The sequence below is a fragment of the Streptomyces sp. NPDC007983 genome (assembly GCF_042958345.1).
Lineage (GTDB): Bacteria > Actinomycetota > Actinomycetes > Streptomycetales > Streptomycetaceae > Streptomyces.
Genome location: NZ_JBIBJI010000027.1, coordinates 66,004 through 83,750 on the forward strand (window position 1 = coordinate 66,004; position 17,747 = coordinate 83,750).

At 68.7% G+C, this 17,747-nt stretch carries 16 protein-coding genes; 12 read left to right on the forward strand and 4 right to left on the reverse strand.

What is annotated here, in order from left to right; all coding sequences use genetic code 11:
• Window positions 1-27 precede the first annotated feature (27 nt).
• The 3 genes from ACFZCY_RS41165 to ACFZCY_RS41175 form a co-directional block, all read right to left on the reverse strand.
• A complete protein-coding gene (locus ACFZCY_RS41165) occupies window positions 28-873 on the reverse strand; it encodes a lipocalin-like domain-containing protein (protein WP_391185795.1) in 846 nt (281 codons plus the stop codon).
• 79 nt (window positions 874-952) lie between these two features.
• Window positions 953-2,164: an FAD-dependent monooxygenase gene (locus tag ACFZCY_RS41170; RefSeq protein ID WP_391185799.1), complete on the reverse strand. Its 1,212-nt coding sequence runs from the start codon at window positions 2,162-2,164 to the stop codon at window positions 953-955.
• 48 nt (window positions 2,165-2,212) lie between these two features.
• Window positions 2,213-3,709 carry an SDR family NAD(P)-dependent oxidoreductase gene (locus tag ACFZCY_RS41175; RefSeq protein ID WP_391185802.1) on the reverse strand — a complete coding sequence of 499 codons (1,497 nt, stop codon included), beginning with the start codon at window positions 3,707-3,709 and terminating at the stop codon, window positions 2,213-2,215.
• Window positions 3,710-4,149: 440 nt separating this feature from the next.
• Between ACFZCY_RS41175 and ACFZCY_RS41180 the strand changes: the two genes are divergently transcribed.
• The 11 genes from ACFZCY_RS41180 to ACFZCY_RS41230 all read left to right on the forward strand — a co-directional run bounded on the left by ACFZCY_RS41180 (window position 4,150) and on the right by ACFZCY_RS41230 (window position 16,024).
• A complete protein-coding gene (locus tag ACFZCY_RS41180; protein WP_391185805.1) occupies window positions 4,150-5,016 on the forward strand; it encodes an ABC transporter substrate-binding protein in 867 nt (288 codons plus the stop codon).
• 220 nt (window positions 5,017-5,236) lie between these two features.
• Entirely contained in the window at window positions 5,237-6,772 is a 1,536-nt protein-coding gene (locus ACFZCY_RS41185; RefSeq protein ID WP_391185808.1) for a bifunctional 3-(3-hydroxy-phenyl)propionate/3-hydroxycinnamic acid hydroxylase, read from the forward strand.
• Between the two features lie 42 nt (window positions 6,773-6,814).
• A complete protein-coding gene (locus tag ACFZCY_RS41190; RefSeq protein ID WP_391185843.1) occupies window positions 6,815-7,753 on the forward strand; it encodes a VOC family protein in 939 nt (312 codons plus the stop codon).
• A 90-nt stretch (window positions 7,754-7,843) separates the two neighbouring features.
• Window positions 7,844-8,797 (forward strand): fumarylacetoacetate hydrolase family protein, encoded by a 954-nt coding sequence (locus ACFZCY_RS41195; protein WP_391185811.1) that lies wholly within the window; start codon window positions 7,844-7,846, stop codon window positions 8,795-8,797.
• 189 nt (window positions 8,798-8,986) lie between these two features.
• On the forward strand, window positions 8,987-10,234 hold the full coding sequence (locus ACFZCY_RS41200; protein ID WP_391185813.1) for an MFS transporter: 1,248 nt from the start codon (window positions 8,987-8,989) through the stop codon (window positions 10,232-10,234).
• Window positions 10,235-10,372: 138 nt separating this feature from the next.
• The gene (locus ACFZCY_RS41205; protein ID WP_391185816.1) at window positions 10,373-10,972 is read left to right on the forward strand and encodes a TetR/AcrR family transcriptional regulator C-terminal ligand-binding domain-containing protein; all 600 of its coding nucleotides are present in this window, start codon (window positions 10,373-10,375) and stop codon (window positions 10,970-10,972) included.
• 484 nt (window positions 10,973-11,456) lie between these two features.
• The gene (locus tag ACFZCY_RS41210; protein WP_391185819.1) at window positions 11,457-11,723 is read left to right on the forward strand and encodes a hypothetical protein; all 267 of its coding nucleotides are present in this window, start codon (window positions 11,457-11,459) and stop codon (window positions 11,721-11,723) included.
• A 135-nt stretch (window positions 11,724-11,858) separates the two neighbouring features.
• Window positions 11,859-13,211: an MFS transporter gene (locus tag ACFZCY_RS41215; RefSeq protein WP_391185822.1), complete on the forward strand. Its 1,353-nt coding sequence runs from the start codon at window positions 11,859-11,861 to the stop codon at window positions 13,209-13,211.
• Between the two features lie 44 nt (window positions 13,212-13,255).
• Window positions 13,256-14,170 carry a transketolase gene (locus tag ACFZCY_RS41220; RefSeq protein WP_391185825.1) on the forward strand — a complete coding sequence of 305 codons (915 nt, stop codon included), beginning with the start codon at window positions 13,256-13,258 and terminating at the stop codon, window positions 14,168-14,170.
• Window positions 14,167-15,192, forward strand: a complete 1,026-nt coding sequence (locus tag ACFZCY_RS41225) for a transketolase C-terminal domain-containing protein (protein ID WP_391185828.1) — start codon at window positions 14,167-14,169, stop codon at window positions 15,190-15,192. Before ACFZCY_RS41220 ends, ACFZCY_RS41225 begins: the two co-directional genes overlap by 4 nt.
• Window positions 15,193-15,256: 64 nt before the next feature.
• Window positions 15,257-16,024 carry an SDR family oxidoreductase gene (locus ACFZCY_RS41230; RefSeq protein ID WP_391185830.1) on the forward strand — a complete coding sequence of 256 codons (768 nt, stop codon included), beginning with the start codon at window positions 15,257-15,259 and terminating at the stop codon, window positions 16,022-16,024.
• Between the two features lie 112 nt (window positions 16,025-16,136).
• Here the strand turns inward: ACFZCY_RS41230 and ACFZCY_RS41235 are convergent, their stop codons facing one another.
• On the reverse strand, window positions 16,137-16,769 hold the full coding sequence (locus tag ACFZCY_RS41235; protein WP_391185833.1) for an FCD domain-containing protein: 633 nt from the start codon (window positions 16,767-16,769) through the stop codon (window positions 16,137-16,139).
• Between the two features lie 275 nt (window positions 16,770-17,044).
• On the opposite strand from ACFZCY_RS41235, the gene ACFZCY_RS41240 reads away from it, so the two are divergent.
• On the forward strand, window positions 17,045-17,677 hold the full coding sequence (locus ACFZCY_RS41240; protein ID WP_391185836.1) for a flavin reductase: 633 nt from the start codon (window positions 17,045-17,047) through the stop codon (window positions 17,675-17,677).
• Window positions 17,678-17,747: the final 70 nt, after the last annotated feature.

The following is a 17,747-nucleotide window of genomic DNA, read 5'->3' on the forward strand; positions in this document are numbered from 1 at the left end:
CGGATCGTGTGTCCGGGGATGCGGGCCTTACCCGATGACGTCCGTGTAACCGTGTCCGGCGATGTCTTCGCCCGCGAGCGTTCCGGTGACGGAGCACACACCGGCGTAGAGGCCGTCGTGGGAGTCCGGCAGTCCGCGGTGGGTGATCTCGAGAGATGCGTCGAGGCCGGGGATGGTCAACCTCCAGGCGCCGTTGTGATCGGTGCGCTGGGCGCGGGTGATCGTGTGTGTGCCGTCGGCCTTGAGCTCGGTGAGCCAGGAGGTGCCGTCGCCTGTCGTAACCCAGACGCTCACGTACCGGCCCGCGCCGAGGTCGAGTCCGAGCCAGGTGAAACGCGGGGGCTCGGTGCCCTCGGAACCCCACTGGCGGTCGAACCAGGTGCGCCCGCTGACCTGGTACGTGGTGCCGTCGGCGGTGATGGTGCCCGACGTGGTCAGGCCGGGCAATGCGAACTGCCCGCAGGTCCCGCCGAAGAGCGGAAAGAGTCCGGAGCCGCCGTTGTAGAGCACGGGCTCGTCGCGCCGCAGGGTGAGGTGGACCGTCGCGGAATCCGTGGCGCCGGTGATCTCCAGGTCGTCGAGGTCTCCGCTCATCTGAAGGATCGATGTCCGTAATCCGAGGGAGCCGGCGGACAGCGACACGGCGTCGAGGCTCTCGGCTGCCTGCTTCTCGCTGGTGTGGGCGTCGGGTTCCTGGAGCAGGGCGACGGTGCTGTGGCAGGTGCCCTGCACGGTCATCGTGTGGATCTTCACCCAGAAGGCGGCCTCGCCGGCGTGGAGTCGGGCCGTGAACCACCAGGAATCCAGCGTGTTGGACGAGTCGGCGGGGAGCTCGTCGGCGGCACTGATCAGTGTGGGGTGCGTTGCGGTCATCGTGTCTCCTGCGGGGGTTACGGGGATGGCTATCGCCGTCCTGGAGGACCGGCGGCGCCGACTTCGGGAGGCGTCGCGGTCAGACCGCGGCGATGTCGATGGACTTCTCCTTGAACTGCCGGGCGGCCAGGGTCTTCATCACGCGTTTGCCGGCCGGACGGCTCATCAGCGACTGCGTGAAGGTGCGTATGACCTTGTCCCGGCGGCTCTGAGGAACGAACATCGTCAGGCCCTGCGTACGGCCGCCGCGTTGCTGGACGTCGATGAAGGGGCGCAGCCGCTGGTCCCATTCGCGCAGGGCCCGGGCAATGTTGCCGGGGTTGCGCTGCAGCAGGGTGCCGAGCAGGTCGGCTCCGGCCAGGGCGGTGGAGGCGCCCATGCCGGAGTAGAGGGTGAGGCACCAGGCGGAGCCGCCGAGCAGGACGGTGCGGTCGGTGTGCCAGGTCGGCATCTCGACCTGATGGACGGAGTCGAAGAGATAGTCGTCGGCCTGCTCGAACTGCTGGAGGAGGTGCTCGAGTACGGGCCCGGTCGGTTCCGGGCCGAAGGCACGGCGCAGTGACTCGATGGGCGGGCGGCGGAACTGGGCGTCATCGTCGTCGGTGCGGTAGTTGAACAGCACCCCGGGCCGGTGGTCGGTGAAGGGGAACGTCCAGGCGGAGCGGCCAGGTTCGGCCAGGACGACGCCATCCTGGGGCCGGTAGCCGGGCACGGGTTCCTTCAGGATGGTGGCGCCGATGATGTGGCTGAGCGGCCGCATGAACTCCTGGTCCGGGCCGAAGGTCAGGCGGCGCACCGTGGAGCGCAGGCCGTCGGCGCCCACCATGAGGTCGAAGCGCTCCGTGGTCTCGGTGACCCCGTCGCCCTGGTCGGTGCGCAGCGTGACGTCCACTCCGTCGGGGTGTTCGTCGATGGCGATCGGTGTCGTGCCGTAGCGGATCTCGGTGTGTGGAGCGACAACGTCGTAGAGGGCGGCCTCGATGTCCCCGCGCAGGATCAGACGGGGTTCGCCGGGCAGGTCGCCGTATCCCATGCCGGGACGGCGCCGGCCCGACCGCTCGATGTCGTAGGTGATGCTGTCGGCGCCGGCCCGGTTGCCGATGGCGTCGAGCACGCCCATTCGCTGCGCAGTGGCCCGGCCGGTCTCGAACAGGCCGATGAAGTAGCCGGCGGGGCGCCTGCCCGGGGCGCGTTCGACGAGGACGGGCTCCCAGCCGATCTCGCTCAGGCGCATGGCCGTGGCCAGGCCACCGATGCCCATGCCGACGATCAAAGCGCGGGGTGTGTTCATGACGATCTCTTCTCCTTCCTTCTGGGGATCCTGGGAGGTGAGGTGAGGTCACATGTGGACGGTGGGCGCGGCGTCGGGATCGTGCTCGGGCGCGCCTCGGCGGAAGAGCAGGCCGCAGACGATCGCGCCGACGGCGAAGAAGGCGGCGGACCACCAGTAGGCGGTGGAGTAGCTCTCCAGCGCGGACTGGGCCATGACATCCGGGGTGGGAGTCTTGCCCGCCAGGTAGTCGGTGGCGGCACTGGCGGCCAGGGTGCTGAGCAGGGCGGTGCCGATCGAGCCGCCGACCTGCTGCATGGTGTTGACGCTCGCGGAGCCGACGCCGGCGTCGGCCGGGTCGATCCCGAAGGTGGCGGCGCTCATCGAGGGCGCCATGACCAGGCCCAGGCCCGCACCGAAGACGAGCAGCGGCGGCAGGACGTGGGTGGTGCAGGTGGAGTCGATCTCCAGCGTGGTCAGCCGGACCAGGCCCGCAGCGGCCAGGGCCATGCCGATGGGGACGACCGGCTTCGGGCCGAAGCGCGGTGTCAGAACGCTGGTGGCCAGTGTCGAGGCGATCATGACGGCGGCGACCACGGGCAGAAAGGCCAGGCCGGTCTCGACCGGCGAGTAGCCGAGGCTCTGCTGGAGGTAGTACGTCAGGAACAGGTTGACGCCGGACATGCCGGCGGCCGAGATGAACATGGCGATGGATGCGGCACCGCGGTCCCGGTCGCGAAGGATCCTCAGTGGGAGCAGCTGTGGGTTCGGCTCCGTTTCTGCGCCGTGGACGAGGTAGGCCTCGCTGACGGCGCCTCCGGCTGCTTGGAGCACCTTGCCGGTGACCGTGCAGCCCTCATGGGCAAGCCATGCCGCGACCGGGGCCACCACCTCGGGCGTCTGCCCCGATGCCTGGTTGTGCTCGCTGTTCGCCGACGCGAGCATCGTCCGCAGTGCCAAGGTGTCGGCGTAGGGCGAGATGACGTTCGCCTTGATCCCGTGCTGTGCTCCCTCGGCCGCCAGGGAGCGGGTCAGGCCCACGACGCCGAGCTTGCCGGCGGCGTAGATCGACTGGGTGGGCAGGCCCACCCATGCGGCGCTCGAGCTGACGTTGACGAAGCGCCCGTAGTTCTGGGCGGCCATGTGCGGCCACGCGGCGCGGCACATCCAAATGTGGCCCATGAGATGTACGCCGATGACGCGTTCGATGTCCCGATCGGTGATCTCGTCGAAGGCCGCGAACGGTGCGATGCCGGCGTTGTTGATCACGATGTCGATACGCCCCCAGGTGTCGAGGGCGGTGTCCACGATCGCCCGCGCGCCGTCGCGCTCGGCCACGGAGTGGCCGTCGCCTACGGCCTCGCCGCCGGCCGAGCGGATCTCGTCGACCACTGCCTCGGCGCCGGGGCCGATCTGCCCGCGCCCGTCGGGTCCGGCACCGAGGTCGTTGACCACGACCTTGGCGCCCCTCGATGACAGGAGCAGCGCGTACGACCGCCCGAGCCCGGGGTTGCTGCCCGCGCCGGTCACGATCGCCACCCGTCCATCGAAACGAAACTCGTCCATGCTCATCCGTCCTCCGTCATCCCCTTTCGCGACGGTCTGATGGTCGGAGAGGACTTCTACTTCGACGGCCAGGGCGCCTTGGAGAAGGTGTCCTGACGGTTTCCCGGCGCGGGACCGGCAGGAGCCCGGTGCAGCAGTTCAGCAGGTAGGAGCGTCACCGGCAGGAGCGCGGCCCCCGGCCCCCAAGGGCCGTGCCCTGCCCGACACGAGGTGGTTCCGTGGCCGCTTCGACAACGTGCTCCGGTGCGCGTGACGTTCATCAGAGGCTCTATGGCAAACGAAACGTATCGCATCGAATATCCGTCTTGATCTGCTGGGTGATGCGATCTGAAGAGCGTTATGCGGCCGCGGGAGAGTGCAGAGTTGTCGGCGCTGCGATTCGAAACGTTCCGTATCGAATGCTAGGGTGAAGCGCACCTCGTGGAGGAGAGGAGCGCCGGATGACGGTGTGTTTGCGACAGGCGGTGTTCGTTCCGCCTGCTGTCAGCGTCGTGGCCGATGAGCTGGGGTTGTTCGCTGATGCCGGTGTCGAGGTCGAGACGGTGTTGATCGAGTCGTCGTCGGATCAGCGGGATCGGCTGGTCGGCGGGGATGTCGATGTGGGTGTGACGGCCGTGGACAACTTGCTGGTGTGGAACCGGGGTGGCGGTGAGCTGCGGGTGGTGGCGCAGGTGGAGTCGACGACGCCGCTTCGGCTGGTGGCGCGGTCGTCGATGGAGGAGGTCCCGGACTTGCGGGGCGCGAGGCTGGGTGTCGACGCCGTGGACAACGGTTTCGCAGTCGTGCTCCGCCGACTTCTGGCCCGGCGCGGATTGGAGTCCGCCGATTGCGAGTGGGTGCCGGTGGGTGGGGTGCGTGAGCGCTTCGAGGCCCTGCGCGAGGGGACCGTGGACGCCACCTTGTTGGGCCCGCCGCTGGATGAACTGGCTATCCGAGAGGGGCTGGTGGAGCTGATCTCGGTGGTGGAAGAGATGCCTGACTTTCCCGGACAGGGTGTGGTGGCCGGGGCTGCCGCACTGCACGACGGGGAACGGCTGTCGCGCTATCTCGGGGCGTTGGAGGCGGCCCGCAGGTGGTTGTCCGGTGCTCCGCGGGAGCAGGCGCTGGAGGTGCTGGCGCGGGGTGGCTACGGGACTGGGGCGGCTCGGGCGGCGTTGCGTACGTGTCCGGTGTCGCTGGTTCCTGTTCGCGCGGGGCTCGAGCGGATCGTGTCGATGCGGCGGGAGCTGGACATGCTGCCCGATCCCGCGCCGAGGGTGGAGGACCTGTACGACAGCGGTCCGCTCGGTCTGGAGCTTGGTCCATGACTGCTTGCCTGTTCCGGGCCCGCGATCGTCGCAGTGTCGGCACCTGCTTCCTGAACAGCCGGTCCGTCGAGTGGCTGCGTGACCACGGCACTCCGGCTGCATCGAAGCAGGCTCCGAGGAGGGGGCGCACATCCGGTGACGCCGGACCGGCAGGTCCGCGCGCGGAGCGCACAAGTGAAAAGCGGTACGGCCGAGTACGTGAGTCCTGGAGAGAGTTTTGATGTCCCGAGATTTCGAAGTCCTGGTCGTCGGTGGCGGACCGGTTGGGGTGAAGACCCTGGTGGAGCTGGGCCACGCCGGCGTGCAAGCGGTGGGTATCGAGCAGTGGCCGGAGATGTGGAAGCAGGCGCGGGCCGTGCACTTCGACGCCGAGGCCATGCGCTCGTTCCAGCCGATAGGACTGGCCTCGCAGGTCTCCGGCCTGACCACTCCCATGCGCCACTACCGCATGGAGAACGAAACCGGCGAGACGCTCTTGTCCCATGTCACGGGGGAGTGGGGACCCCAGGCATGGCCTGGCGAGAATCTGTTCCATCAGCCGGAGATCGACGCACTTCTGCGCGCGGAGGTCGAGCGGCTCCCCGATGTTGAACTGCGCCTTGGCACCAAGCTACTGGAGATCGAGGAGGACACCGAGGGAGTCCACTGCCGAGTCGAGACACCAGAGGGGACGCAGCGGACACTCACGGCACGCTGGGTGATCGCCTGCGACGGCGCCAACTCCACGGTCCGTGAGGCGTCCGGGATTTCCCTTGAGAACCTCGGCGTCGACGACCCGTGGCTCGTCGTCGACGGACGCCTGCACGGAACGGTCGACATCGAGGGCGACATGGTGGCCCTCGGCCGCCACAGCCGCCCCGCGCTCTGGCTCAGGCTCCCAGGTGACCGGGCGCGCATCGAGCTCAAGGTTCTCCCCGACGACGACCCGGACGAGATCATCAGCCCCGAGGGCATCGCCCGGCTCAGCAAAGGCCTCCTCACGCCTGAGAACTTCACGCCCGATCGACGCTCGATCTACACTTTCCGGGCCCGCGTCGCCGACACATGGCGGATCGGCAACGTGTTCCTCGCGGGAGATGCGGCTCACCAGGCACCGCCCCTGTTCGGCCAGGGGCTGTGTGCGGGCATGCGGGACGTGGCCAATCTGGCCTGGAAGATCCGTCTCGTTGCGCAGGGGAGGGCGCCTGAGTCCCTGCTCGACACTTATGAGTCCGAGCGTCGGCCGCATGCCTGGTACTGGGTCAACAAAGCGGCGACGATGGCCAATCTCGTCCAGACCACCGACCCCGCGATCGCCGCCCGGCGGGACGCTCATTGCCGCGCCGATCCCGAGGCCGTGTGTCCGCCGCCGGCGCCCGCGCTGGGGCCGGGACTGCACCTCGGCCAGGCCGACCCGCACGCCGGACGGATCTCGGCGCAGCCGACGCTGCCCGACGGGCAGCGTCTCGATGACATCGTCGGAAGCCGGTTCCTGCTTGCCGTGACGCCTGAACTGCTGGCCGGACTGCCCGCTTCGGTACGTACGGTTTTGGAGGACGAGCCGGAGATCGCTGTCCTGAGCTCTCCGCGGCACATCCGTGAACTGCTTGGTGCGGTCGAGTCGTCGGCCGTGCTGGTGCGTCCCGATCGTTATGTGCTGGGGACGGCGCGGACGCCCGCCGAGGTCGAAGGACTGCTCGGCCTGCTTCCCCTCGGGAATGGGCGCGAGCCCCGTCGCCAGATGACGCGGACAGAAGAGACCGCTGCTCAGTGCTGACTTTACGCAGCAGCGAACCTTTCACCGATGCGGGAGTTTGTCATGCATGATCGTCCGATTACTCATCTGCGGCATGTGGATATCGCCGTTCAGGATTATGAGAAGCAGGTTGCCTTCTACGAGGAGAAATGGGGGCTGACGAAGGTCGGTTCCGACGGAGATGTCACGTATTTCGCGGCGGAGGGATCGCCGGAGCAGTATGTGATCCGGGTGCGGCGGTCGCAGGAGAAGCGGCTGGATCTGGTGTCCTACGGGGCGGCGGACCGGGAGTCGGTGGATGCGCTGGCGGAGCGGCTGGCGTCGGACGGGGTGCGCCTCGTGGGGGAGCCGGACGTGTTGCAGACGCCGGGTGGGGGCTACGGTTTCCGGTTCTTCGATGTGGAGGGCCGCACGGTCGAGGTCTCGACCGAAGTGGCGGCGCGGCAGCACCGGCGGATCGAGGAGCGTGAGGACATTCCGGTTCGGCTGTCGCACGTGGTGCTGAACTCGCCGGAGCCGGAGAAGCTGCTGGCGTGGTACGAGAGGTATCTGGATTTCCGGCTGACGGACACGAATGTGCATCCCCGGCTGGGCGGGATCATGTGGTTTCTGCGGTGCAATCCGCAGCATCACAGTATGGCGATCGCGCGATGTCCGCATGTGTCGCTCCATCATGCCTCGTTCGAGATGCGGGGGCTGGATGAGTACATGCGGGGCAGCGGTCGGCTGATGCGCGACGGGGTCCACAAGGTATGGGGGCCGGGGCGGCATCGGGCGGGGGACAACACGTTCACGTACTTCCATGATCCGAACGGGAACACGATGGAGTACACGACGGAACTGGAGACGCTGGACGAGGACTCCTGGCATCCGCATCTGTATTCCACGGAGGATCCGGAGACCTCGGATCAGTGGGGGACGTCGAACCCGATGAACGACTTCGTCTCCCGGGAGATGTTCAACGACCCCGACCGCGGCCTCTTCGCCGCACCCCCTGTGTGAGTCATGGGAGCGGGCTGTCCTGCTCACCGGCAGGACAGCCCGCTCCGCCCACCGCGTTCGGCCGCCTTCACCGGAGATTACGAGGAAACCATGAGCAACACGTCCTTCTCGCTGGGAACGTTCGCCGGAAAATCCGGCAGTCCGTTCCCCGGCATCGTCGTGGACGGCAGGGTGTACAACACCCGGACCGTCCTTCCAGAGGCTGCCGGCACTCGGGACCTGCTGGCCGACTGGAACGCCTCGCTCGAGGCGTTGCAGGCCCTCGCGAACGAGCCCCAGGGAATGGGGCTGCCGGTCGGCGACCTGCGAGTCCTTCCCCCTGTGCAGCCGCCCGGCCAGATCATCGCCGCCGGAGCCAACTACCGCGAGCACGTCATCCAGATCACGGTCGCGCACCGCCTGGGCAAGGCGGACGCCACGGAGGACGAACTGCGCGAGCAGGCTGCACGGGAGATCGACGAACGCCGCGCGAACGGCGAACCGTACGTCTGGATCGGAGCCCCGTCCGCGATCAACGGCCCGTACGACCACATCGTCCTCCCCTCCCTTGGCGAGAATCACGACTGGGAGCTCGAACTGGGCGTGATCATCGGGCGTGAGGCGCGCGACGTGAGCCGCGAGGAGGCCATGTCCGTCGTCGCCGGGTACACCATCTGCAACGACCTGACGACGCGCAGCCTGGTGCCGCGCCCGGATATCCCGATGATGGGCACCGACTGGATGCGGTCGAAGAACCAGCCCGGCTTCTATCCCACGGGCCCCTACGTCGTCCCGGCGCGCTTCGTGTCCGATCCACACGACCTGGACATCACGCTGCGGCTCAACGGAGAGGTCATGCAGAAGGGCAACACGGGTGACATGATCTTCGACATCCCCGCCCTGATCTCGTACGCCTCGCACCGCATGGTCCTCCAGCCGGGCGACATGCTCATCACCGGCTCGCCGCAGGGGAACGGCTCGCACTACGGCCGCTTCCTACGGCCGGGCGACGTGATGGAGTGCGAGATCACCGGACTCGGCACCCAGCGCACACTCTGCACGTAGCGGTGACGTCCCGGCCCGTCGGGCGTATCGCTGACGCGATGGAACCGGCGGGCCGGCCCCTTTGCGCCCGTGAGCTTCCACGGTGCGGGCGTCGGCGCTCCTGCGCACTCGGCTGCGGGTGGGCCGGTACACCGGCCCACAGCCTGCCCGGGACCACTCGGCTGCCGCCCCGCCTCCATGAGGAGAACCATGTCTTTCGGTGTCCAGGCCGACTCCTGCCGGCAGCACAGCACGCAGATGGGACGCGGGCTCGTGGGGCTCCTGGCCACGGCCACGGGTTTGTGCGTGGCCAACCTCTACTACGGGCAGCCGCTGCTCGACGCCATCGCGCGCGGGCTGCACACGTCGCCGTCCACCGCGGCGCTCCTGATCACACTGACGCAGGTGGGCTACGCGGTGGGCCTGCTGTTCCTGCTGCCGCTCGGTGACCTCGTCAACCGTGCGACGTTCGTGCCGCTGATGTCGCTGGCGACGGCGGTCGCGCTGGGAGTGATGGCAATCGCCACTGCCACACCGCTGTTCCTGGCTGCTGCTGCCGCCGCGGGGGTCGGAGCGTCCACCGCGCAGGTACTGATCCCGTTCGCGACCGAACTTGCGCCGGCAGACCATCGCGGCCGGGTGGTCGGCACCCTCTCGATGGGGCTGTTGCTGGGCTCGGTGCTCGCCCGCACCGTGGCCGGGTACCTGGCCGATCTCGCCGGCTGGCGCACCGTCTACGGTACGGCTGCCGTGGCCATGGCCCTGATCGCGCTGGTCCTGCGGCTGCGCATGCCTGTGGTCGCGCCCACCGTGCGCCTCAGCTACGGCGCACTTCTGGTCTCCACGGTCCGGATCGTGGCCAGTGAGCCGGCCTTGCGGGTGCGGATGTTGATCGGGGGCCTCAGCTTCGCCGGCTTCTCGGTGCTGTACACCGCCCTGACGATGCTGCTCAGCGGACCCCCCTACCACTACTCGGTCGGCACTATCGGCCTGTTCGGGTTGCTCGGCGCGATCGGCAGCCTGGCCGCTCGGCCCGTCGGTACGCTCGCCGATCGGGGGCGCGGCAGTCTGGTGACCACGCTCAGCTGTCTTCTGCTCGCTCTGTCGTGGGTGGTTCTGTTCTTCGGCAGCCGCCACATCGCGCCTGTCATCATCGGTGGCGCGACCTTCACCCTGGCCGTCCAGGGGCTCCAGGTCACCAACCAGAGCCGGATCTACCAGTTGGCGACCGATGCGCCGAGTCGCGTCAACTCTGCCTACATGACGGCATACTTCGTCGGAGGTGCCATCGGCTCCGGGCTCACCAGCGCGGCCTACGGAGCCGGGGCGTGGACCGGAGTATGCGTCCTCGGTCTGGCACTCGGCGTGTCCACGGTGATCGCCTGGGCGTTCGGTCGACGCGCCGACCGCCGTCGTCCGGCGCATGTTCCTCCCCGGAGGCCCTCGCTGCCGACGTGACGTGGGCCGGAGGGGAGGGGAGCACACCGAGCCAGGGGCTCTCGGTCCGATACGTTTCGTATGCTTCGCCCGGTGTGCCCCGCTGGTGAGCCCTGTTGGAGAAGGGGCCTGCGGGCACACGTGGGGTAATTTGGCTCTGTGGCTGTACGAAGCGAATCGAGTCGTCGAGCGATTCTCGACGCGACCATGGACCTCCTTGTCCGTGACGGACGCCGTGCCATCACGGTGCAGAAACTGACCATGGAGGCGATCGCCAAGCGGGCCAAGGTCAGCAAGGTGACGATCTACCGGTGGTGGCCGAGCAAGGCCGCAGTCGTCATCGACGCCTTCATGGAGAGCCACCTTGCACACACCCGAATCCCCGAAGGGGTACCGGTGCGCGAGGCTCTCCTGGTGCACCTCAAGTCGCTGATCTCTCGCTACGCCGGCCCACAAGGCAAGCTGGTCTCCCAAATCGTCGCCGAGGGGCAATACGACCCCGAGACGATGGCCGACTTCCGCACACGTTTCTGGAACGAACGCGCGGCGGCCGTCGAGAAGTTGATGCGCCGGGGCATCGACGAAGGCGTTTTCCGGTCCGACCTCGACCCGAGCGCGGCAGCCCAGTTGTTCTACGCGCCGATCTACTTCCACCTCCTCTTTGGAGTCAGCCCGCTCAACGACGCTCTTGCCGAGCAGCTCGTCGATCTGGGAATCCGGGGACTGGAAGCGCATCCGGAGCACGACGAGATGTCGTGAGGCATGCCCTCGGGGGCTGGTGCTCCCCTCGCAGTTCGTTATCGTTACTGGTCAAGGCCGTGTCTCTGAGTGTGCTCGGCTGTCGTGCCGTCGGATTCGGGGAGTTCGTGACCTTGGGCGCGGCGGTGGTAGTGGTGGTGGTCAGCTCCAGGGAGTCGCCGGATCGCGCCGAGGCGATCCACGACATCGGTCGCGAGAGGGCGGCGGCAGCCGCCGCCGCAGGGCCGCACCCTCGGCGGCCGTACCTCATAGACAGCCACCCGCGCGGCACTGGCCTCCCTGGGCCGGCACGCCGTCATCGACCTGGACGCCCGGGCCGGCGACCTCCCGCTGGACCGCCGGCAGATGGTGGAGATCGCCCGCGGGCTCGCGCAGGGCTCCCGGTTGCTCCTCCTGGACGAACCCACCGCCTTGCTGCACCGGCCGCAGGCGGAGCGGTTGTTCACCGTGCTGCGCGGGCTGTCCGCCGACGGGGTTGGGCGTCGTGCTGGTCAGTCACCGCTTCCGGGAGATCCGCGAGGTGGCCGACGTCGCCATCGTGCTGCGGGACGGACGCACCGTGGCGGACCGGGTGCCGTTGACCGACATCGACGACCAGGCCCTGCTGACGGCCATAATCGGGGACGCCGTCCGGGTACTCGACCGGCCGACGCCGGTGGCCGACGCGGTGACTGGTGAGCCGCCCCTGTTCGAATTGCCTGACGCCGAGGCACCCCTGCGAGTGGGCCCCGGCAGCGCGCTACCCGAGTAGATGACGCGGGTCTTCGCCGGATGGGTTGACAGCACCTCATCGCCGCCGCAGCATCTCTCTCAATGTTGACTGTCAACAGACAATAGTCGGCATCGTCTGGGGCAGATGACCCGCTTACGATCGAGGAGGATCGGCATGGCTGAGTCCGGAGCGCCGCAACAGGCGGCGCACGGGTCGCCCGAACGGCTGAGGGTCGCCGTCGGATGCGGGGTCGGCGCGACCATCGAGACATACGACTTCATCGGCTTCGGCACGGCCGCGGCGCTCTACTTCGGCGACGTGTTCTTCCCCGACTCCGACCCGCTGTCGGCGACCCTGCTGTCCTTCGCGACGCTGGGGATCGGCTTCGCCGCCCGGCCTCTGGGCGGTATCGTCGCCGGTCACCTCGGGGACCGCGTCGGCCGCAAGCCCGTATTGGTCGGATCCCTGCTGCTGATGGGCATCGCGACCGTGCTGATCGGCTGTCTGCCCACCTACCAGATGGTCGGGGTCTGGGCTCCGGTCCTGCTGGTGGCCGTCCGCGTGATCCAGGGCCTCGCCTTCGGCGCCGAATGGGGCGGCGCCATCCTGATGACCTTCGAGCATGCTCCATGGCGACGGCGCGGCCTGTACACGGGCATCACACAAGCCGGCTTCCCGGTGGGACTGCTGCTCGCCAACCTCGCGTTCCTGTTGAGCCGGCACACACTGGACGACAACTGGGCCTGGCGCGTGCCGTTCCTGCTCAGCGCCGTCCTGATCGCCGTGGGCATCTTCATCCGGCTCAAGATCGACGAATCGCCCCAGTTCGAGGAGGTCAAGGAGTCCGGCGGACTCGTCAAGAACCCGCTGCTCACAGTAATCCGCGAGGACTGGCGCAACCTTCTGCGGGCCTTCTGCCTGCGGACCACGGAGACCGCGGGATACGCCGTCTCGGTCACCTTCGTCCTGTCCTACCTGGACGACGGCGACGCCCCCGACGTGTCGAGCACCACCACCCTCACCGCGCTGGTGACGGCCGCGGCCCTCGGTATCGCGGCCACCACGCTCTGGGGCCGCCTGTCGGACCGAGTCGGTCGCCGCCCGGTCTACCTGTTCGGCTGCGCGGTGAGCGTCGTCTGGGGCATCCCGCTGTTCCTGTTCGTCAACACCGGGACCGCGGCACTGGTCATGGTCGCCTTCCTGATCAGTTACGCCGTCTGCCAGAACTGCCTGGCCGGTGTTCAGGGGGCCTGGTTCTGCGAGCTGTTCGCCACCAAGACCCGCACCGCCGGAACGTCCCTGGCCTATCAACTGTCCGCGGTGGTCTCCGGGTTCACGCCCATGATCGCCACCGCGCTGTACTCCGGCGCCGGGTGGATCGGCCCCGCGGTGCTGTTCACCTGCTACGGCCTGCTGGGCTTCGTGGCAACGCTGGTGACGCGCGAGACATGGGGCGAGCCGGAGCGCCGGGAGGCCGACCGAGCCGTGACGGCGTCCGCCGAACCCGCGCTCAAGGCCGCCCACTGAGCCCTCAAGGCCGCCCACCGAGAGAAGGAAAGAGGATATCTACGATGACCACTCAGGCCACCCCCGCGGCGGGGGTGTCGCCCGCCGAGCGGGTGCGCGCTGTGAAGGAATCCGCCTACCGCATCCGTATGCACGCGCTGGACATGGGGGAGACCCAGGGGCAGGGCTACATCGGACAGGCGCTGGGTGTGGCCGACGTCCTGGCCGTCGTCTACCAGGACGTCCTCAACCACCGTCCCCACGAGCCGGAATGGCCGCAGCGCGACAGGTTCCTGCTGTCGATCGGGCACTACGCGATCGCGCTGTACGCGGCGCTCGCCGAGGCGGGTGTGCTGGACGTCGGCGAACTCGCCACCTACGGCAGTGACGACTCGCGTCTGCCCATGTCGGGTATGGCCTCGTACACCCCCGGCATGGAGATCTCCGGTGGCTCCCTGGGGCACGGTCTGGGCGTGGCGACCGGCATGGCCCTCGGCCTGCGCCACCAGGGCAGTGACGCCTGCGTGTACAACCTGCTCTCCGACGGCGAACTCGACGAGGGCTCCACCTGGGAGGCGGCGCTGGCCTGCGCCCATCACGGGCTGGACAACGTCACCGCCATCGTCGATGTCAACGCCCTCCAGGCCGACGGCCCGACCAAGGGCGTGCTGCGCACCGAGCCGGTCAGGGCCAAGTGGGAGGCGTTCGGCTGGCATGCGATCCGCGTGGACGGCAACGACATCGACGCGCTCGTCGCGGCCTTCGACCGCCTGCGGGAACACCGCGGATCACCTGCTGTGCTCATCTGCGACACCAGGATCGGGTGCGGTGTGCCGATGCTGGAGACCCGGGAGAAGGCGCACTTCATGCGGGTGGAGGAGCACGAATGGCAGGCAGCACGCGATGAGTTGACCGAACGTCACCGGATCGGGACCGACTCCGGCCGCGCAACCACCCACGGAGAGGGACTCGCTCGATGAACAACTCCGCGCCGACTGAGGCCGCACCCACGCCGACCGAGGCCCCCAAGCGGAGGCTCACCACTTCCGCGATGATCGCCTCGATCGCGGAAGAAGGACAGCGCACCACGAAGGCCCCCTTCGGGCACGCCCTGGCACGGCTCGCCGAGGAACGCCCCGATGTGGTCGGGCTCTCGGCGGACCTGGCGAAGTACACCGACATGCACGTCTTCCGCGAGGCCCACCCCGACCGCTTCTTCCAGATGGGCATGGCGGAACAGGTGATGCTGGGCGCGGCGGCGGGACTGGCCGAGGTGGGCCTGACCCCGTTCGCCTCCACCTACTCCGTCTTCGCCACCCGCCGCGCCTACGACTTCCTGTGCCTGGACATCGCCGAGCCGCGGCTCAACGTCAACGTCGTCGGCGCGCTGCCCGGACTGACCACCGGCTACGGGCCCAGCCACCAGGCGACCGAGGACCTGGCCATCCTGCGTGGCATGCCCGGCCTGACGATCGTGGACCCCGCGGACTCCGTCGACATCGAACAGGCCGTCCCGGCACTGGCCGCGCACCCCGGCCCCACCTACACACGACTGCTGCGTGGGGCGGTGCCCACCGTCCTGGACGAGTACGACTACCGGTTCGAACTCGGCAAGGCGGCGCAGCTGCGTGGTGGCCGTGACGTGCTGTTCATCTCGACCGGTCTGATGACGGTACGGGCCCTGAGCGCGGCGGCGGAACTCGAAGCCGACCATGTCGATGTCGCCGTCCTGCACGTGCCGACGATCAAGCCGTTCGACCGCGAGACGGTGCTGCGGGAGGCCGGCACGGGGCGCCTCGTGGTGACCCTTGAGAACCACAGTGTCGTCGGAGGTCTCGCCGAGTCCGTGGCGTCCAGCCTGGCCTTCGCCCAGCAGACGGCCCGCATCGTCCCGATCGGGCTGCCCGACGAGTTCCTCGCCGCGGGCGCACTGCCCACCCTCCACGATCGCTACGGCCTCTCCGTCGCGGCGATCAAGGAACGCGTCCGCCGCGAACTCTGACCCGCGCGCGACATCTGCGCTCACTCCCTCATCCCCTCCCTCATCCACCCCTCAGGAGCACCGCATGGCCAGCGATCAAACCCCCCACACCGCCGTCGTCACCGGGGCGGGCTCCCGTCGCGGCATCGGGCGCGCCACCGCGCACGCGCTGGCCGCCGCCGGCTACCACATCGCCGTCCTCGACCTGGACAAGGAGGCCGCCGAGGACACCGCCCGGGAGGTCGCCGCCCGACACGGCGTACAGGCGTTGGGCCTGGCGGCGGACGTCACCGACGCCGACGCGGTCGACGCGGCGATCACGCAGACCGAGGCGGGACTCCCGCCGATCGGTGCCCTCGTCAACAACGCGGGCATCACCTCGCCGACTCGTTTCCTCGATGTCACGCCCGCCGAGTGGGACAAGATCTTCGAGGTGAACGTCCGCGGCAGCTACCTGGTCACCCATCGGGTGGCCGCGGGCATGGCCGAGCGCGGGTTCGGCCGCATTGTCTTCCTCTCCTCCGTGTCGGCCGAGCGCGGCGGGGGCGTCTTCGGGGGAGTGGCCTACTCGGCGGCCAAGGCCGCCCTGCTCGGCTTCGCCAAGGCGCTCGCCCGCGAACTCGGGCCCGCCGGGGTCACGGTCAACTCTGTCGCCCCCGGCCTGATCGACACCGACATCACTCAGGGCAAGCTGGACGACGACCGCAAGGCCGCCATGATCGCGGACGTCCCCGTGCGTCGTATCGGCAGCGTCGACGACGTGGCCGACGTCATCGCCTTCCTGTCCCGGCCCGAATCCGGTTACCTCACCGGCGTCACCTACGACGTCAACGGCGGATCCCACCTGCACTGAGGACACTTCGGGGTCGTTCGCTCACCTCTGGGACCCGAGCCCGGGGGCGAGCGGCCCCAGGGCCTCGTACCGGACACACCCCACGTCACTGCGCGGCAGGATCCGCAGCGGGTCACCGGGCGGTGTCGCGAGTGCCTTCGCGTTCGATGCCCAGTTGCTCGATCGCGGAGGTCATGTGCGCGTGCAGGATCTCTTGGGCCGCCGTGGCGTCTCCGCGGGCGATCGCGTCGGCGATGGGCTCGTGGGCCGTCGCGGACATGGCCACGTCGCGACGTTCACTGGCGGCGCTCATGATCACCACGCGCATCGGTCCCTCGAGCTGCCGCCAGGTCTTGAGGAGTACCGAGTTGCCGGACAGCTCGCACAGCAGGAGGTGGAAGCCGAGATCGGCCTCGACCTTGGAGGCCAGATCCGCGCCTGACGCGAAGGCCTCCTGGAGCTTTTCCAGGGCCTTGCGCAGGGCCTCGGCCGCGTCCTGCCTGCGCGGTGACGCGATGATCTGTGCCACCGCGAGTCCTTCCAGCGCTTCCCGGACCTGGAAGAGTTCCCGGACCTCGGTCGGGGTCAGCTGGGACACGCGCAGCATGCCACGTGCTCCCGCGGTGACGAGGCCTTCCTGCTGGAGGTGGCGCAGGGCTTCGCGTACCGTGCCGCGGCTCACCGACAGGTGCTCGGCGATCTCTACTTCTCCGAGGTGGTCGCCGGGCTGGTACTGGCCGGTGGTGATGGCCGTGCGCAGTGCCACGAGCGCGCGCTCCCGGAGGGTTGTCGAGCGGGTGAGACTGGAAAGCGCCTGACCAGACACGGCTTAACCCTCCTTCGACTCCACGAGTGATCATAGTAGCCCGGATTGGTGTCATCTGTTGACGGTCGGCATGAGTGGGTCCGGCGGAGCCGGTGGTGCTCAGCTCCGGGTGCTCGTGTCTTTCCGGCACCGGGCAGCTTCCGTGGCACTCAGGGGTTGGGTGAGGCTGCGGGGCGTCGTTGGGGCGGCTCTCGGGGTTGCGGATACTGGGCCGTATGCGTATCGACTTTGATCCTGAGACCGTCGGCCGGAACCCCTTCTACAAGCTGCTGACCTCGGTCGTCGTGCCCCGGCCGATCGCCTGGGTGTCCACCATCAACCCGGACACGCTGGCACCGAATCTGGCACCGCACTCCTTCTTCACCGTCGCCTGCGTGTCCCCGCCCGTCGTGCAGTTCACCTCCGTCGGGCGGAAGGACTCGCTGCGCAATGTGGAGGAGACCGGGGAGTTCGTGGTGAACCTCGCGCCGGAGCGGATGTTCGAGACGATCAATGGGACGGCTACGGACTTTCCGCGGGGGGTGAGCGAGTTCGAGGCCGTGGGGGTGGCGCGGGAGGACAGTGTGCGGGTGAGGCCGCCGCGGGTGGCGGAGTCGCCGGTGGCGTTGGAGTGCGAGCTGCACAGCACCGTGCTGTTGGGGGACTCGACCGTGGTGTTCGGGCGGGTGGTGCATGCCGCCGTCGATGCCGGGGTGATGGTCGACGGGCATCCGGAGGTCGGCAGGCTGCGGCCGCTGGCGCGGCTGGGGAAGAACGAGTGGGGGACGGTCGGCGAGGTGCTGGAGATCGAGCGGGTCCGGTACGCGGACTGGGCGCAGGAGAAGGGGGCGGGGGAGGGCGCGTCGTGATCGATGTGGTGGCGTTCGACGTCGGCTCCACCCTGGTGCGGGAGGACCGCTACTGGGCCTCGTGGGCCGA

Excerpts from the sequence above, each read along its gene's own strand:
- ACFZCY_RS41165 (WP_391185795.1), bottom strand. The coding sequence starts at position 873 with ATGACCGCAACGCACCCCACACTGATCAGTGCCGCCGACGAGCTCCCC.
- ACFZCY_RS41170 (WP_391185799.1), bottom strand. The coding sequence starts at position 2,164 with ATGAACACACCCCGCGCTTTGATCGTCGGCATGGGCATCGGTGGCCTG.
- ACFZCY_RS41175 (WP_391185802.1), bottom strand. The coding sequence starts at position 3,709 with ATGGACGAGTTTCGTTTCGATGGACGGGTGGCGATCGTGACCGGCGCG.
- ACFZCY_RS41180 (WP_391185805.1), top strand. The coding sequence starts at position 4,150 with ATGACGGTGTGTTTGCGACAGGCGGTGTTCGTTCCGCCTGCTGTCAGC.
- ACFZCY_RS41185 (WP_391185808.1), top strand. The coding sequence starts at position 5,237 with ATGTCCCGAGATTTCGAAGTCCTGGTCGTCGGTGGCGGACCGGTTGGG.
- ACFZCY_RS41190 (WP_391185843.1), top strand. The coding sequence starts at position 6,815 with ATGCATGATCGTCCGATTACTCATCTGCGGCATGTGGATATCGCCGTT.
- ACFZCY_RS41195 (WP_391185811.1), top strand. The coding sequence starts at position 7,844 with ATGAGCAACACGTCCTTCTCGCTGGGAACGTTCGCCGGAAAATCCGGC.
- ACFZCY_RS41200 (WP_391185813.1), top strand. The coding sequence starts at position 8,987 with ATGTCTTTCGGTGTCCAGGCCGACTCCTGCCGGCAGCACAGCACGCAG.
- ACFZCY_RS41215 (WP_391185822.1), top strand. The coding sequence starts at position 11,859 with ATGGCTGAGTCCGGAGCGCCGCAACAGGCGGCGCACGGGTCGCCCGAA.
- ACFZCY_RS41220 (WP_391185825.1), top strand. The coding sequence starts at position 13,256 with ATGACCACTCAGGCCACCCCCGCGGCGGGGGTGTCGCCCGCCGAGCGG.
- ACFZCY_RS41225 (WP_391185828.1), top strand. The coding sequence starts at position 14,167 with ATGAACAACTCCGCGCCGACTGAGGCCGCACCCACGCCGACCGAGGCC.
- ACFZCY_RS41230 (WP_391185830.1), top strand. The coding sequence starts at position 15,257 with ATGGCCAGCGATCAAACCCCCCACACCGCCGTCGTCACCGGGGCGGGC.
- ACFZCY_RS41240 (WP_391185836.1), top strand. The coding sequence starts at position 17,045 with ATGCGTATCGACTTTGATCCTGAGACCGTCGGCCGGAACCCCTTCTAC.